Annotated in this window: 14 protein-coding genes; 9 read left to right on the top strand and 5 right to left on the bottom strand. The window is 44.1% G+C overall.

Annotation, left to right across the window (positions count from 1 at the left end; all coding sequences use genetic code 11):
• Positions 1-272 precede the first annotated feature (272 nt).
• From MKA69_RS08675 to MKA69_RS08655, 5 genes are all read left to right on the top strand, one after another.
• Positions 273-1,187: a TIGR01777 family oxidoreductase gene (locus tag MKA69_RS08675; protein ID WP_305847852.1), complete on the top strand. Its 915-nt coding sequence runs from the start codon at positions 273-275 to the stop codon at positions 1,185-1,187.
• Between the two features lie 49 nt (positions 1,188-1,236).
• Entirely contained in the window at positions 1,237-2,064 is an 828-nt protein-coding gene (locus MKA69_RS08670; protein WP_095459496.1) for an SDR family oxidoreductase, read from the top strand.
• 358 nt (positions 2,065-2,422) lie between these two features.
• On the top strand, positions 2,423-3,277 hold the full coding sequence (locus tag MKA69_RS08665; protein ID WP_305847851.1) for a co-chaperone YbbN: 855 nt from the start codon (positions 2,423-2,425) through the stop codon (positions 3,275-3,277).
• A 283-nt stretch (positions 3,278-3,560) separates the two neighbouring features.
• A complete protein-coding gene (locus tag MKA69_RS08660) occupies positions 3,561-4,481 on the top strand; it encodes an SPFH domain-containing protein (RefSeq protein WP_000963390.1) in 921 nt (306 codons plus the stop codon).
• Between the two features lie 7 nt (positions 4,482-4,488).
• Entirely contained in the window at positions 4,489-4,938 is a 450-nt protein-coding gene (locus MKA69_RS08655; protein WP_055033326.1) for an NfeD family protein, read from the top strand.
• Positions 4,939-5,013: 75 nt separating this feature from the next.
• On the opposite strand, the gene cueR is transcribed toward MKA69_RS08655, so the two are convergent.
• The 5 genes from cueR to zipA all read right to left on the bottom strand — a co-directional run bounded on the left by cueR (position 5,014) and on the right by zipA (position 11,005).
• Entirely contained in the window at positions 5,014-5,424 is a 411-nt protein-coding gene (gene cueR / locus MKA69_RS08650) for a Cu(I)-responsive transcriptional regulator (protein WP_009355484.1), read from the bottom strand.
• Between the two features lie 65 nt (positions 5,425-5,489).
• On the bottom strand, positions 5,490-6,299 hold the full coding sequence (locus MKA69_RS08645) for a DUF2057 domain-containing protein (RefSeq protein ID WP_305847850.1): 810 nt from the start codon (positions 6,297-6,299) through the stop codon (positions 5,490-5,492).
• 62 nt (positions 6,300-6,361) lie between these two features.
• Positions 6,362-7,483, bottom strand: coding sequence for a porin (locus MKA69_RS08640; protein WP_305847849.1), 1,122 nt, complete (start codon positions 7,481-7,483; stop codon positions 6,362-6,364).
• 505 nt (positions 7,484-7,988) lie between these two features.
• On the bottom strand, positions 7,989-10,001 hold the full coding sequence (gene ligA, locus MKA69_RS08635; RefSeq protein ID WP_305847848.1) for an NAD-dependent DNA ligase LigA: 2,013 nt from the start codon (positions 9,999-10,001) through the stop codon (positions 7,989-7,991).
• Positions 10,002-10,135: 134 nt separating this feature from the next.
• Positions 10,136-11,005 carry a cell division protein ZipA gene (gene zipA / locus MKA69_RS08630; RefSeq protein ID WP_095467910.1) on the bottom strand — a complete coding sequence of 290 codons (870 nt, stop codon included), beginning with the start codon at positions 11,003-11,005 and terminating at the stop codon, positions 10,136-10,138.
• Positions 11,006-11,234: 229 nt separating this feature from the next.
• Here zipA and cysZ point away from each other — a divergent pair, with 229 nt between their 5' ends.
• The 4 genes from cysZ to ptsI all read left to right on the top strand — a co-directional run bounded on the left by cysZ (position 11,235) and on the right by ptsI (position 15,490).
• Complete coding sequence (cysZ, locus tag MKA69_RS08625; protein WP_001167415.1) at positions 11,235-11,990, top strand: sulfate transporter CysZ; 756 nt, start codon at positions 11,235-11,237, stop codon at positions 11,988-11,990.
• A gap of 121 nt (positions 11,991-12,111) precedes the next feature.
• Positions 12,112-13,080 (top strand): cysteine synthase A, encoded by a 969-nt coding sequence (gene cysK, locus MKA69_RS08620; protein ID WP_055027475.1) that lies wholly within the window; start codon positions 12,112-12,114, stop codon positions 13,078-13,080.
• Positions 13,081-13,376: 296 nt separating this feature from the next.
• On the top strand, positions 13,377-13,634 hold the full coding sequence (locus MKA69_RS08615; protein ID WP_000273061.1) for an HPr family phosphocarrier protein: 258 nt from the start codon (positions 13,377-13,379) through the stop codon (positions 13,632-13,634).
• Between the two features lie 134 nt (positions 13,635-13,768).
• Positions 13,769-15,490 (top strand): phosphoenolpyruvate-protein phosphotransferase PtsI, encoded by a 1,722-nt coding sequence (gene ptsI / locus MKA69_RS08610; protein ID WP_305847847.1) that lies wholly within the window; start codon positions 13,769-13,771, stop codon positions 15,488-15,490.
• The last annotated feature ends 68 nt before the right edge of the window (positions 15,491-15,558 follow it).

Below are 15,558 nucleotides of genomic sequence, written 5' to 3'. Positions count from 1 at the left end.
GCCTCATGTTAAATACTCAGTGATTGTAAGGTGTTCATCACTGAGATGCACTGCTGATTTGTCATCTCTGACCTGTACCATATCTCGTCATAAGATTTTCTGATTTTTCGATCACACAGCGGCAAGATAGCCTTACGTGCCACAGAAGCGTGAAGCGGCTTTGCAGCCTGTCACTAGAGCTAGAGAAAAGATGGTCGATTACGGTTAAACTCTTCATATCGTTATCAAGAGAGGTCGTGAGATAACGCCACCACTCAAAACAAGGAGTCACTATGAGAATTTTGATAACCGGAGGAACCGGGTTTATCGGCTTTGAGTTGATAAAGTTACTCAGTACCCATGAGCTGGTTGTGTTAACTCGCGACATGGCTAAAGCGGCTTTGCGTTTCGCTCATATCCCCAGCCAAAACATACACTATATTGGTTTTTTAGATGAGCTATCTGATCTCAATGAGATTGATGCCATCATTAATCTTGCGGGAGAACCGATCGCTGATAAACGTTGGAGCTCGAAGCAAAAGCAGCAGATCATACGTAGTCGATTAGAGATTACCGAACAGCTCGTCGAAAAAATTCACGCCAGTGCTCAGCCACCTCGCGTTTTCCTTAGCGGTTCAGCCGTTGGTTTTTACGGCGATCAACAGGAACATGCTTTTGACGAGAATCTTCATGTAAAAAGTGAGCACTTCCCTCATCAGGTTTGCCAGCAATGGGAACAACGAGCACTGAAAGCACAATCAGAGCAAACTCGCGTCTGTTTATTGCGGACAGGGATTGTATTAGCACCTGATGGGGGTGCGTTGAAAAAGATGCTTCCCCCGTATCGCCTCGGCTTAGGCGGTCCAATTGGTGATGGGCAGCAATACATGCCATGGATTCATATGCAAGATATGGTACGAGCCATCGTTTTTTTACTAGAAACAGAACATGCTCAAGGGGCTTATAATCTTTGTGCTCCTCATCCTGCCACTAATGCTGAGTTTAGTCTCACTCTCGCCAATGCATTGAATCGACCACATGTGTTAAAAACTCCGCAATGGCTGATAAAACTGCTGATGGGGGAAGCCGCTGAGCTTCTACTCGATAGCATTCGCGCGAAGCCCAAAAAACTGACTGATCTGGGTTTTCAATTCCACTATTCTCGAATTGATCGGGCATTTAGCCATTTGCTGAGCCAAGCCCAGTAAGTGCTCACTTCATCTTCAATGATATGGCTTAACTCAATAAAGGATAGAGATGAAAAAATCCATTTTGATCACAGGTTGCTCAACAGGTATTGGTTACATGGCGGCCAAGCAACTGCAGCTGCGGGGTTATCACGTGATTGCTTCTTGCCGAGATGAACAAGATGTCGCGCGACTAAGGCAAGAGGGCTTCACTTGTCTTCATTTAGACTTGAGCTGTGAACAGAGTATTAATCTTGCCGTAGAACAAGCTCTTGAGATCTCAAACCACCAACTTTACGCCATCTTCAATAATGGCGCTTTCGGTCAACCAGGTGCTTTGGAGGATTTACCCGTTCAAGCCATGCGAGAACAGTTTGAAACAAACTTTTTTGGTTGGCATCATCTGACCACACGCTTGCTCCCCCACTTCCGAAGCCAAGGCTACGGGCGCATCGTCCAAAATAGCTCCGTATTAGGCTTTGCTGCTATGAAATACCGTGGTGCATATAACGCGTCTAAATTTGCCCTAGAAGGTTGGACAGATACTTTAAGGCTAGAGCTACAAGGTTCTGGAATTCATATCAGCTTGCTCGAACCGGGTCCCATTGAAACACAATTTAGATCCAATGCACTACAAGCCTTCCAACGCTGGATAACGGTAGAACAAAGTACTCATCACTTAGCCTATCAACAGCAAGTTGAACGTTTAGGGAAACCTCATTCCAACAACCGCTTTGTGTTACCACCAGAAGCTTGTTTAGCACCTCTGTGCCACGCCCTTGAATCTGCAAACCCTAAAATCCGCTACCGCATTACCACTCCCACTAAAGTATTTGCACTACTAAAACGATGTTTACCAACGCGCTGGCTAGACAAACTGTTATTTAAAGCAGCATAAATTATCTAATTGTCATTATTTAGTAACAATCACTCGGCAAAATTCACAGCGTGCATAAGGCAGTTTTCGCTTATGCACGCAGACCCCTGATTTCCAAGCGTTGCATGTGGTACGACAAAAATGACATTAAACCAATTGAATTGGATAAGTGTCGGTGTTGCGCTGACCTTATTTATATTGCTTTAAACACCTTTGCTTGCAAGCTCGTAAGAGCAACGAAATCACTACCTCAAGGTGGTGATTTCGTTTTGTGCTCACCAATAAGCACTTGCTTTTAACACCATATAAAGCTTGAGTTTTCTCTGCTGCATCCCCATAGTTTATCGAAGCGATGTACCATCCAAACCAAGGATTTGCTATGCCAGCAGCGAATATGATTGATGTTTCTCAGCATAATTTTCACCAAGTATTACAGCACTCCACTCTTTCTCCTGTGCTTTTCTATTTTTGGGCTCCCATCAGCAATGAAAGTACCCAACTTCTACCACACCTTGAGCTGCTCACTGAACAATATCAAGGTGCGTTTGTTCTTGCTCGTCTGAATTGTCAAGAAGAACAAGCTATTGCCGCACAATTTGGCATTCAAGCCATTCCAACGATTGCACTTTTTATTGAAGGCCAACCAGTGGATGGTCTCGGCGGACCGCAGCCCATTGAAGCTATCGAGGAGATGCTCAAACGCCACCTGCCAAGTGATGAAGAGCAATTAATGCAACAAGGGATAGACCTAGTGGCTCAAGAGCAATTCACTGAAGCGCGCTCAATACTGACCACGTTGAGTGATGAGTGGCGCAACAAAGGTGAGGTAAAACTTGCGCTAGCTCGTTGTTATTTAGAAACCGGTGATATCGACGCTGCGCAAGCCATTCTCAGTGACATACCTCTTGAATACCAGCAAGGTGAGTATAAAACCTTACTTGCTAAACTCGAACTGCATCAACAAACCGCGAATAGTCCAGAGATCATTGCATTAGAGCAACAATGGCGTAGTGATTTAGACAATCCAAACTTAGCGATCGAACTGGCTCGACAATACCATCAAGTGAAAAGAGATGAAGAAGCACTGAGCTTACTTTGGTCATGGTTAAGCAAAAACCTCAATGCCCTAGATGGAGATATGAAAAAAACGTTTATGGATATTTTAACGGCGCTAGGACAAGGCCATCCATTAGCCAATCAATACCGTAAGAAACTCTACTCACTTCTGTATTAAGCGAAATGACGGCCCGTCAGCAATTCAAGGTATTAATACCTTAACCACCAAGCATACAGTGGCATTCTTATTGAATGCCATTTTTATCAGTTTGATTGTCAATAAATAAAAATTGACCATTTTTTAGAGCGAAGCTGTAATTTTCTGATCTTAATTTGGTCATCCCCTGTCTTTGAGAGAGAATTTCTGTGCATGGATAATGCTCTTCTACTGTTTGGCTAAATACCCACTTGCTTGTTAAGCATAAAGTGGCTTTATTTCTCAATAATAAAAAGGATACGTCATGGCTATTGATTCATTGATCACTATCGCAGTTCTTGTACTGGCGGTGGTTATTTTCATCTCATCTGCAGTAAAAACCGTGCCTCAAGGTAATAACTGGACGGTCGAAAGATTTGGGCGCTACACACAAACACTCAAGCCCGGCCTCAACCTAATCATCCCTTTTATTGACCGTGTTGGTCATAAAATTAATATGATGGAACAGGTTTTAGATATCCCGGCTCAAGAAGTCATTTCCAAAGACAACGCAAATGTAGTGATTGACGCGGTCTGTTTTGTACAAGTCATTGATGCAGCCAAAGCCGCTTATGAGGTTAGCCAACTGCAACATGCGATTCGTAACCTCACCCTCACCAACATGCGTACTGTATTAGGTTCAATGGAGCTGGATGAGATGCTCAGCCAACGCGACATGATTAACACCAAACTGCTGTCGATTGTTGACCATGCCACCAGCCCATGGGGTGTAAAAGTAACGCGTATTGAAATCAAAGATGTGCAACCACCTGCTGATTTGACCGCCGCAATGAATGCTCAGATGAAAGCTGAACGTAACAAACGTGCTGAAGTCCTTGAAGCTGAAGGAGTACGCCAAGCGCAAATATTACGTGCAGAAGGTCAAAAACAATCCGAAATTTTGAAAGCCGAAGGGGAAAAGCAAGCCGCTATTTTGCAAGCTGAAGCGCGCGAACGTGCAGCCGAAGCAGAAGCCAAGGCAACCACTATGGTTTCCGAAGCTATCGCTAAAGGTGATATGCAAGCGGTAAATTACTTTATTGCTCAAGGCTATACCGAAGCCCTTAAAGCCATTGGTCAGGCCGAGAATGGTAAGATCATCATGCTGCCACTTGAAGCAACCGGCCTAATGGGATCCGTAGCGGGAATTGCAGAAATGTTTAAATCATCACAAACCACTAAGTAGGTGCCCCGTGGTAGAGCTACTCTCACAATTGAATTTCTGGCATTGGTTGGCCTTGGGCTTACTTCTATTAGCCGCAGAGCTACTCGGTACTGCAGGTTATTTCTTGTGGCTTGGCCTATCTGCACTGTTAGTCGGAGTACTGCTCGCCATAATGCCTCTCGGCTGGCAACTGCAGTGGCTGGCTTTTGCGAGTTTTTCTCTAGTGACTACTTGGCTTTGGTGGCGACGTCAATTTAGCCGAGATAAGAAGCAAGATACAGAGCGCGATCTTAATCAAAAGGAAAAACAGTTACTCGGACGTATTATTCCGATAACCGAAGATACCCCTGCAGGAGAGTTTCAAGTATCGCTGGGTGATACGGCTTGGACCGCTCGCTGCGATCAGGAACTTTCTGCAGGGAGCCGTGTTTCTGTCATTGCTGTGGATGGGATTATCTTAGTCGTCAAACCAATCTAAGAACCATCTGTCCCAACATCATCCAGAGAGCAAAGCCAAATTAATTGCATATAAACAATAAGACTCTTCGGAGTCTTATTGTGGGGAGCTTGAACAGCAATGCCCCTTCAACTGTTCGATAATCGGGCACTCGTAGCCTTCATCTCCAGGGCAAGACGCAACCCACTGTTCCAACTGTTGCTTAATAATGGTCAACTCAGCAAGCTTACTCGAGACTTCTTGTAATTTCTCTTGTGCATGAGCACGAACGGCTGCGCTTGTACGATAAGGGTCATTGGCAAGAGTGAGCATGGCCTTACACTCATCCAAACTAAACCCCACCCGCCGACAGCGAGCAATGAGCAGTAAATCATTCACATGCTGCTCAGTGTAGGTACGATAGCCACTTTCCGAGCGTAATGGCGGATTGATAAGACCTTTCTCTTCGTATAAACGAATAGACTTGGCCGTCAGCGAGGTGAGTTTGGCAATCTGGCTAATATTCATAACAAGCTTTAGCAATAAAAGAAAAGGCATGGAAAGACCATGCCTCTATCCAGCGAGAAATGCAATTATTCTTGGCTGATTAACCAAGAGAGAATCGATGCTTTTTCGGCTTTATCGGCTTTTTTGTACCAATCTGCCATCATGTCTACCAGCTTACTTTGAGTGACCATAGGCTGAGTTACCTCTGCACGGTTAGCAAAGGCCCAGTTAGCAAATTCTTGGCGCTCGGCTGCATTGGCTTCACCAAATAAGTACTGGATCATGTCATAAGATTTTGAAACGGATTGAGTCGTAGCTTGACTATTAACTATGGAATCTTGGGCTGCCTGAGCAGTTTTTGCTGGTTCTGATATGCTCTCACTACGTTTTCGATTAATCCCTACATTATTCAGAGCACTAATCGAGGCAATCTTATCTTGAGCATTATAGTTATAGAGTTCATTTTCATAATCTCGAAATACTGAAAAGCCTTTGGCAACTAAAACGTCTTGTTGGAATTCAATAGGCTGCATAGATGAATTCGTCAAAAGAACTGCTGGCTTTTTATCAAAAGTTTTGGCTGTAGCTTCATCCCTAACTACAGATCCTGGCTTCAGAAAAAGACTCTCATTGTCCGCATTAAAACTGACAACCATAGCAGGTGACTTATATTTATTTTGAGTCCCCCCGAAATGAATGACTTTTTCAAGACGAACCAAAAGTTGGTTTAAACCATTAGGTAAAGTCATTTCATCGGTGTGACCAAATGAAATTTCAGGCTCAACGCCATTAACAGCTAAAATCTGGAGGTTTCGGTCTATATTCACCGTCACATCAGCGTAGGTGTTAGAAGAAACAACCATTCCTAATAGCGCGCTAATCAAAAGTTTATTCATTATTACCTCCAAATAAAAGGCGAGCTGTCGCTCGCCTTGGTATGAACTTTTAATCAATATGATTAGAAGTAGTATTCAACACCCATCAAGAAACGAGTTTGGTCATTTGCATCAGCATTGCCTTTGTCGTCGCCGTCAGTCGGTGTCATCATATCGTAGTTACGAACGTCGAAATACAACACTGCTGATGGGTCTAGTACATATAGTGCACGGGCAGTGATTGCACGGCTATCGCTATCAGCTTGAGTTTCGCCACCAAACTTAGCTTTAGTTGTCGCAGAGTAACCTGCTTTAAATAGCCACTCAGATGTTGCCCAGTAAGCCAATGTTGCAGAATAAGCATCTTGCTTTTTCTCAACATTATCAACTTCGTTAGTCATATGTTTCCAAGCAGCTGTCAGACTTAACTTATCAGTAATAGAAACATTACCACCAACTAAGTAATACGCTGCTTGAGCTTCACTAGTAGAGGCCGCTGTTGGTTTAACCCATTTACTACCGTAAGTGCCATCATCTTTGATATTCAACTCCCAATATCCGGCTTTAGCAGCAGTTTTAGTTTCTTCTTTTGAACCTAGATAAGCGCCACCGTGGATACCAAAACGCTCTGCGTTGTAGGCTAATGCGAAACTGACAACTGCATTATCAGTAGATGAATTCATCTTACTTGCAGACAGTGAGTATTTGAAACCGCTATAGTCAGAAGAGTCGAAACGGATCACGTGGTCAGCACGGTCTTGGTAACCAGCACCAATAGCGTTGTGCCAGTCAAACACGTTACCTAGACCTGGGTTTGAGTGTGGCCAGTCAACGTAGTCATAGATAGAAACAAGTTGACGACCCACTTTCACTGTACCTACGCCATCAAAAGCTAGACCCAAATAAGTATCACGACCACCAAATTGACCGCCTGTGTCACCATTGTAAGCATTTGATGTTTCGATTTGCCATACAAAATCAGGTCCGAAATTATTAAAAGATTGTGTACCACGTAGACCGATACGAGATTCGATTTCAACGCCTACAGTATCATCTTTTGCACTGTCACCTTTGCTTTCAAAGTAAAGGTTACCAGCAGCTTGGCCGTAAAGTTGTACGTTATCAGTAAGTTGAGCAGCTTGAACACCTACTGCTGCCATCGCTACTGCTGCACCCAGAAGAGTACGTTTAAACATTTTGTCCATGGATAACTCCTAAAAATGGATATAGCTGTTTTTGATTTTCTCCCTTAAGTTGGCCGCCGAAGGGAGAAGTCATTTCCTTTTCGAGTATCGAAACCGATTCTCTTAGTTGTTGGCACACTCACCGTGTATCCATGTCTGTAGACTAACTCTCGGTTAGAAAACATCAATCAGAACTTAATTTTTATCTAAAAAAATATGAGCCACGGCAAACTTCTGGGGAGTAAGTGATCGAGATCGAATTATTATCAAAACCAAAATAAAACAAACTTAACTTGTTGATTTAAAATGAATTTAAATTTGTTGATTTGTATTTATTTGAAATGCGTCGAATAATAAAGGAGTGATTGATGACTTTTATAAAACAATAAAAACTCATTTATGGACGAAAAATGCGAGGTTGTTTTTGAGCAAAAATAAACCCCAGTAGAGACTGAGGTTTAGATTGTTCGGAGCTAAAAAGTTCCATTTATTTATCAGGGATGCTAAGTACCACCCAATAAACTCGCTATTTTAAGAGTTCAATCAGTGCTTGTTCATCCATCACTGCAACACCCAACTCCGTTGCTTTCGCTAGCTTAGAGCCAGCGGCTTCACCAGCAAACACAATATCCGTATTTTTTGAAACACTCCCTGTCACTTTCGCCCCAAGAGCTTGTAGTGCTGCTTTAGCATCGTTACGAGATAGTTGATTGAAGCTGCCCGTCAATACCACAACTTTCCCAGCCAATACAGAATCTGCCTCAGTTGATGAAATGGCTGCCATTGCTGGCCATGTAACGCCGAGTTCAATCAGTTCAGCAATCACTTTTTGATTACGTGATTGTGCAAAGAAAGCATGTAAGTGACCTGCGACAACGTTACCAACATCTGAAACTTCAATCAGTTGCTCCATGCTTGCCTGTGCAATCGCTTCAAGAGTCAAAAAGTGCTGAGCCAAATTAAGTGCGGTTGCTTCTCCAACTTCACGAATACCCAGTGCATATAAGAACTTAGGTAAGGTTGTTTGTTTGGCTTTATGCAAAGCATCAATCACATTTTGTGCTGATTTAGGGCCCATACGTTCTAGAATCGTCAGTTCGCCAGCTCTTAAACGGAATAAATCGGCAGGTGTAGCCACCATTTCGCGATCGACCAGTTGTTCAATCACTTTGTCGCCTAAACCTTCAACATCAAGTGCTTTACGCGAGACAAAATGCTTCAACGCTTCTTTACGTTGTGCCTGACAAACTAATCCACCTGTACATCGAGCAACCGCCTCACCTTCTATACGTTCAATATCAGACTGACATACAGGGCAATGCGTCGGGAACAAAATTGTTTTAGCGTCAACTGGACGGCGTTCTAAAACAACGGAAACAATCTGTGGGATAACATCCCCAGCACGACGGATCACTACCGTATCACCGACCATCACCCCCAAACGCTCAATCTCATCGGCATTATGTAATGTGGCATTACTCACCGTGACACCACCCACAAAGACAGGTTCCAACTTCGCCACAGGGGTGATCGCTCCCGTACGGCCGACTTGAAACTCAACATCGTTAAGCAAGGTTAACTCTTCTTGCGCAGGAAATTTATAAGCAATCGCCCAACGAGGTGCACGAGCCACAAAACCTAGACGCTCTTGCAATGTAATGTCATCCACTTTGATGACGACACCATCTATTTCGTAAGCAAGAGCTCCTCGACGCTGCAATATATCTTGGTAAAAATCTTTTACTTCCGATAACGAGGCTACAAGCTTGGTTTCAGGGCAAATCGGTAAGCCCCAACTTTTTAGCTGTAGAAAACGTTGATAATGGCTTGATGCCAACATTCCACCTTCGATAATACCGACACTGTAAGCGTAAAATGCTAATGGACGTTGAGCCGTAATTCGAGAATCTAGCTGACGCAAACTTCCTGCGGCGGCATTACGCGGGTTAACAAACTGTTTTTCACCTTTTTTAAGCGCTCGGGCATTAAGGGCATCAAACCCTGCTTTGGGCATAAAAACTTCACCACGCACCTCTAAGCGGCGAGGAAAATCCGAACCTTGTAAGCGCAGCGGAATAGACTTAATCGTACGCACGTTTTCGGTGATATTTTCCCCAGTAGCGCCATCGCCTCGGGTTGCCGCACGAGTCAGCACACCATTTTCATACAGTAAACTTACCGCTAAACCATCTAATTTAGGTTCACAACAGAAATGGCTTTGTTGCACAGCAGGAATACGGTCTGTCATGCGACGATAAAAACTCTCTAACTCAGCATCATCAAACGCGTTATCAAGAGAGAGCATCGGAATCTCATGTATGACAGAGTCAAACCCATCAAGTGGACGCCCACCCACACGCAAACTGGGTGAGTCAGGAGTAATCCACTCAGGGTGTTGCGCTTCTATATCCAGCAGTTCACGCATTAAGCGGTCATATTCTGCATCCGGAATGGTCGGTGCGTCTTCGACGTAATAACGGATACCATGCTCATGCAGGGTTTGTCTTAGCTCGGTTAATCGTTGCTCTACATTTGACATCGTAATTCTCTCGGATGATGAAAAAAGGCTCCGCTATGGAGCCTTTTATTATAACTATAGAAATCTTTGCTTCGTCTAACTCGCCTCAATCTAGGGAAAACCTGAAGCAGTAAGTAGTGGTCTGGCAAACTCACTTACACTCTGGCAGAGCGAGCTTTAAACCCTTGAATTTGCTTACGGTAAGCATCAAGGCGGTTTGGAGTCATCAAGTTGCGAGCATCATCTAAAACATGCCCACCAAGATCATCGGCGATTTGTTGTGCGGTTTTAAGCATCAACTTAAAGTTCTGCTCCGGATCACCAAAACAAGGCAGCGTCATGAAAAATGAGATGCCTTTGGTCGAAAAGTCCGCAGGGTCATCATGCATCAGAGTGCCTGGCTGCATCATGTTGGCAACACTGAACAACACCTTTCCTGTTCCAGAAAGATCGGCATGACGATGGAAAATATCCATTTCGCCAAACAGCAAACCATTTTGTTGCATACTGTCAAACAGCTTAGTTCCAATAAACGGTTGACTACCAGAACAATGTACATTGAGCACAATCACATCCAACTGCTCTTCTTGAGGCTCTTGCTCTTCAATAACGGGAGTCGCTTCAGAGACAGGCTGAGTCACATTTGTTTGCGTTGTAGGCATAACACGTGAAACCTCTGCAACAGGCTTAACCTGTTTCGGTGGATGATATGTCGGTAACGGTTCCACCTCTTCATCATCTTCTTCTGGCTCATCATGAGCGGCAAAATCAGAGATCAAAGGATCATGTTGCTGATTGGGAAGCCCGAAATCGGGTTCTTTACGCTCCTTGCGAATGATTTCAAAATCATCCTCAGCCACAAAATCTCGTGAGGGCGGCTCATCATTTTCAACCGCAATCTTGCGTAAGGGCTTATCTCCGAACTTAGATTTCCCTTCTTTTTTGCTGGTCCATAGACCATGAAACAGCAACGCCGCTATCGCCAACGCGCCAACAATTATCAATACGAATCGCAGTTCCTGCATCTTAAACTCTCAGTATCCCGTTTGATGTTCTGAGCTGTAGCGCCCGACAGGACGTTTATCAGGGTGTGTTTTTGACTTGTCGGGGTACTTTACCAAAACTCTCGTCGAATTTAGAACAACTTAATGTGAGAAGTTGAAAAGATGACGCGTTTTTTGCAGTTTCGTCATTTCACTTCAGTATCAATCAAGTACAATCTTCGTTCGGTTAATCAAGGAGAATACCGTTTTTATGCAGATCAGCTCACGTTCCGGATTCAGCTACTTCTTTTATGGCGTACGTTTAGCCCTTACTCCGGGTATACGCCGTTTCGTTATTCTCCCACTACTGGCAAACGTCATCTTAGTGGGCGGAGCTATGTACTACCTATTTAGCCACTTAGATTCTTGGATCACACAATGGATGGGACAACTGCCTAGTTTTCTTGCTTGGTTAAGTTATGTCCTTTGGCCATTGCTTATCCTAACCATCTTAGCCACCTTCTCTTACTTCTTTAGTACCTTAGCTAATTTTATCGCCTCACCATTCAACGGACTATTAGCCGAAAAAGTGGAAATGCATCTCTCTGGCGAATCTGTCGGTGAAGAGGGGATTGTCGCTCTGATCAAAGATGTACCTCGGATATTGAGCCGTGAGTGGCGAAAACTGCTTTATGTGCTCCCTAAAGCGCTAGGACTTTTTCTTTTGTTACTGATCCCCGCACTGGGTCAAACACTCGGTCCTCTTGCTTGGTTTATTTTTACTGCTTGGATGCTCGCTGTACAGTATTGCGATTATCCCTTTGATAACCACAAAGTTGCATTCCATGATATGCGTAATACCTTGAAACAAAATCAAAGCAAAGCCTACGGGTTTGGGGCCTTAGTAGCTTTTTTTACCAGTATTCCCATTGTGAACTTATTTATCGTGCCAGTCGCCGTCTGCGGCGCAACCGCTATGTGGGTTGAGGTATTCAAGGTGCAACACCCTTCCAATCGCAACGAATAAGCTCCACATAAGTTATAACTTTTTAATCCTTTTCCCTTAGTGAATATGAACTTATTCTCTGCTCATATTCACTAAGTATTCACGCACGCGCTGACTGCGTAACGAATGAAGGAACATCACCATGAGCAAAATCTACGAAGACAACTCTCTTACTATTGGTAACACTCCCCTAGTACGCTTAAACAAAGTGTCACAAGGAAAAGTGCTCGCTAAAGTCGAATCACGTAACCCAAGCTTCAGCGTTAAATGCCGTATCGGTGCCAATATGATTTGGGAAGCCGAAAAACAAGGAAAACTCAAACCAGGCGTTGAATTAGTAGAACCAACCAGTGGTAATACAGGGATCGCCTTAGCGTTTGTTGCGGCAGCTCGTGGTTACAAGTTAACGTTGACAATGCCTGAATCGATGAGTTTAGAGCGTCGTAAACTGCTGAAAGCACTCGGGGCGACTTTAGAACTCACCGAAGCTGCAAAGGGCATGAAAGGAGCCATTGCTAAGGCGGAAGAAATTGTCGCCAGCAACCCAGAGAAATATCTGCTATTGCAGCAATTCAACAACCCAGCTAACCCACAAATCCATGAAAAGACCACTGGCCCTGAAATTTGGGAAGCCACCGATGGTCAAGTCGATGTATTTGTTGCAGGCGTGGGCACTGGTGGCACATTAACCGGAACCAGCCGCTATATTAAAGGCACTCAAGGCAAGGCCATTCTCTCTGTTGCGGTTGAACCAGCGGAATCACCGGTCATTACACAAGCACTGGCGGGAGAAGAAATAAAACCAGCACCACATAAAATCCAAGGTATTGGTGCTGGATTTATCCCTGGCAACTTGGATTTAAGTCTAATTGACCGCGTTGAGCGCGTCACCTCAGAAGAGGCGATCGAAATGGCTCGCCGCCTGATGGAAGAAGAAGGAATATTGGCGGGAATTTCTTCAGGCGCCGCCGTTGTAGCCGCAAACCGAATAGCTCAACTACCTGAATTTAAAGACAAAACAATTGTAACCATTCTGCCAAGCTCAGGTGAGCGTTATTTAAGCACCGCCCTTTTCGCTGGCATTTTTACCGAAAAAGAAAACCAACAGTAATACGTGGTTAAATCAATTTTTCGTTTAAAAAAGCCCCAGTCAGGGGCTTTTTTGTTGATCCCTGCCTCACCTTTGGTAATATCGGCATGTTTTATTTTTAGCTTCAAAATAAAGAAGCCGACGGTTTACACTCAATTGCTCAAATTGCAAAAAATAGCAAAGGCAATTGATAAATTTTGACCAGTCTTAGTTCTGACACGAAAAGCCTGTGACAGTGCTAGCACAAAGCGGGTTATGCGGTTAAGCTAAATCTGGTTAACAAACTTACAAAAAATAAACTCATTGGGGTATAAAACATGTACGAGAAGCAAGTAGAAATCACAGCAGAAAACGGCCTTCACACTCGTCCAGCTGCACAGTTTGTTAAAGAAGCGAAAGCTTTCGATGCAGACATCACTGTGACTTCTAACGGTAAAAGTGCAAGCGCGAAAAGTCTATTCAAGCTGCAAACGCTAGGTCTGGTAAAAGGTACTGTAGTTACCATTTCTGCCGAAGGCCCTCAAGCGAAAGAAGCTGTTGAGCATCTAGTTGCTCTGATGGACCAACTTCACTAATCCGGTCTTCCTTTCAAAGCCATTTTGTTCACGCAAAATGGCTTTGTTGGAAATAACCCGAGAAATACGCTACACATTATCGTTAGCGCATTGTCCACTCTCCCGTTTACAGTTGACCAGTTTAAGGTAAGGCTATGATTTCAGGCATTCTAGCATCTCCAGGTATTGCGATTGGTAAAGCATTACTTCTTCAAGAAGATGAAATTGTCCTAAACACAAACACCATTTCTGACGATCAAGTAGAAGCCGAAGTTGAGCGCTTTTACACTGCGCGCAATAAATCGTCTGCGCAGTTGGAAGTGATCAAACAAAAAGCACTTGAAACTTTTGGTGAAGAAAAAGAAGCCATCTTTGAAGGCCATATCATGTTGCTTGAAGATGAAGAGCTAGAAGAAGAGATTTTAGCCCTCATCAAGAAAGACAAAATGTCTGCCGATAACGCGATCCATACCGTTATCGAAGAGCAAGCCACAGCGCTTGAATCATTAGATGATGAATATCTTAAAGAACGTGCGACCGACATCCGTGATATTGGCACACGTTTTGTAAAAAATGCTCTAGGCATGCACATCGTTTCGCTCAGCGAAATCGATCAAGAAGTAGTCCTAGTAGCGTACGACTTAACGCCTTCTGAAACAGCGCAAATTAACCTGAACTATGTTCTTGGTTTTGCTTGTGATATTGGCGGCCGTACTTCTCACACTTCCATCATGGCGCGTTCTCTAGAATTGCCTGCGATCGTCGGCACCAACGACATCACCAAGCAGGTTAAGAATGGCGACATGCTGATTCTGGATGCAATGAACAACAAAATCATTGTCAATCCAACTGAAGCTCAAATCGAAGAAGCCAAAGCGGTTAAAACAGCTTTCCTTGCTGAAAAAGAAGAACTAGCCAAGCTAAAAGATCTTCCAGCAGAAACGCTAGACGGTCACCGCGTTGAAGTATGTGGCAACATCGGCACAGTAAAAGATTGTGACGGTATCATCCGTAACGGTGGGGAAGGTGTCGGTCTGTACCGTACTGAATTCCTGTTTATGGATCGTGATGCTCTTCCAACTGAAGAAGAGCAATACCAGGCCTATAAAGAAGTTGCCGAAGCGATGAGCGGTCATGCCGTGATTATCCGTACTATGGATATCGGTGGCGACAAAGATCTGCCTTATATGGATCTGCCAAAAGAGATGAACCCATTCTTGGGTTGGCGTGCAGTACGTATCAGCTTAGATCGCCGTGAAATTCTGCGTGATCAACTACGTGGCATTCTGCGTGCTTCTGCCCACGGCAAACTTCGCGTAATGTTCCCTATGATCATTTCAGTAGAAGAAATTCGTGAACTGAAAAAAGCGATTGAAGAGTACAAAGCAGAACTGCGTGCTGAAGGCCATGCTTTCGATGAAAATATCGAAATCGGTGTGATGGTAGAAACTCCAGCAGCGGCAGCCATTGCGCACCACTTAGCGAAAGAAGTGTCTTTCTTCTCAATCGGTACTAACGATTTAACCCAGTACACCCTAGCGGTAGACCGTGGTAACGAGATGATCTCTCACCTCTACAACCCACTTTCTCCAGCAGTTCTGACCGTGATCAAGCAAGTGATTGATGCTTCTCACGCAGAAGGCAAATGGACCGGTATGTGTGGTGAATTAGCGGGTGACGAGCGTGCAACTCTGCTCCTACTCGGTATGGGTCTGGATGAGTTCTCAATGAGCGGCATCTCGATTCCAAAAGTGAAGAAAGTGATCCGTAATACCAATTATGCGGAAATCAAAGCGATGGCAGAAGAGGCTCTCTCTCTACCAACTGCTGCAGAAATCGAAGCTTGCGTTGAAAAATTCATCGCAGCAAAAGCATAATTATTGGTTGATACCAAAGAGATAGGCGATGAAAATAGTCGTCTATCTCTAGCGATTGGTATACTATA

This window comes from Vibrio sp. AH4 (assembly GCF_030710545.1).
GTDB lineage: Bacteria > Pseudomonadota > Gammaproteobacteria > Enterobacterales > Vibrionaceae > Vibrio > Vibrio metoecus.
This window is presented reverse-complemented; position numbering and strand designations above follow the sequence as displayed.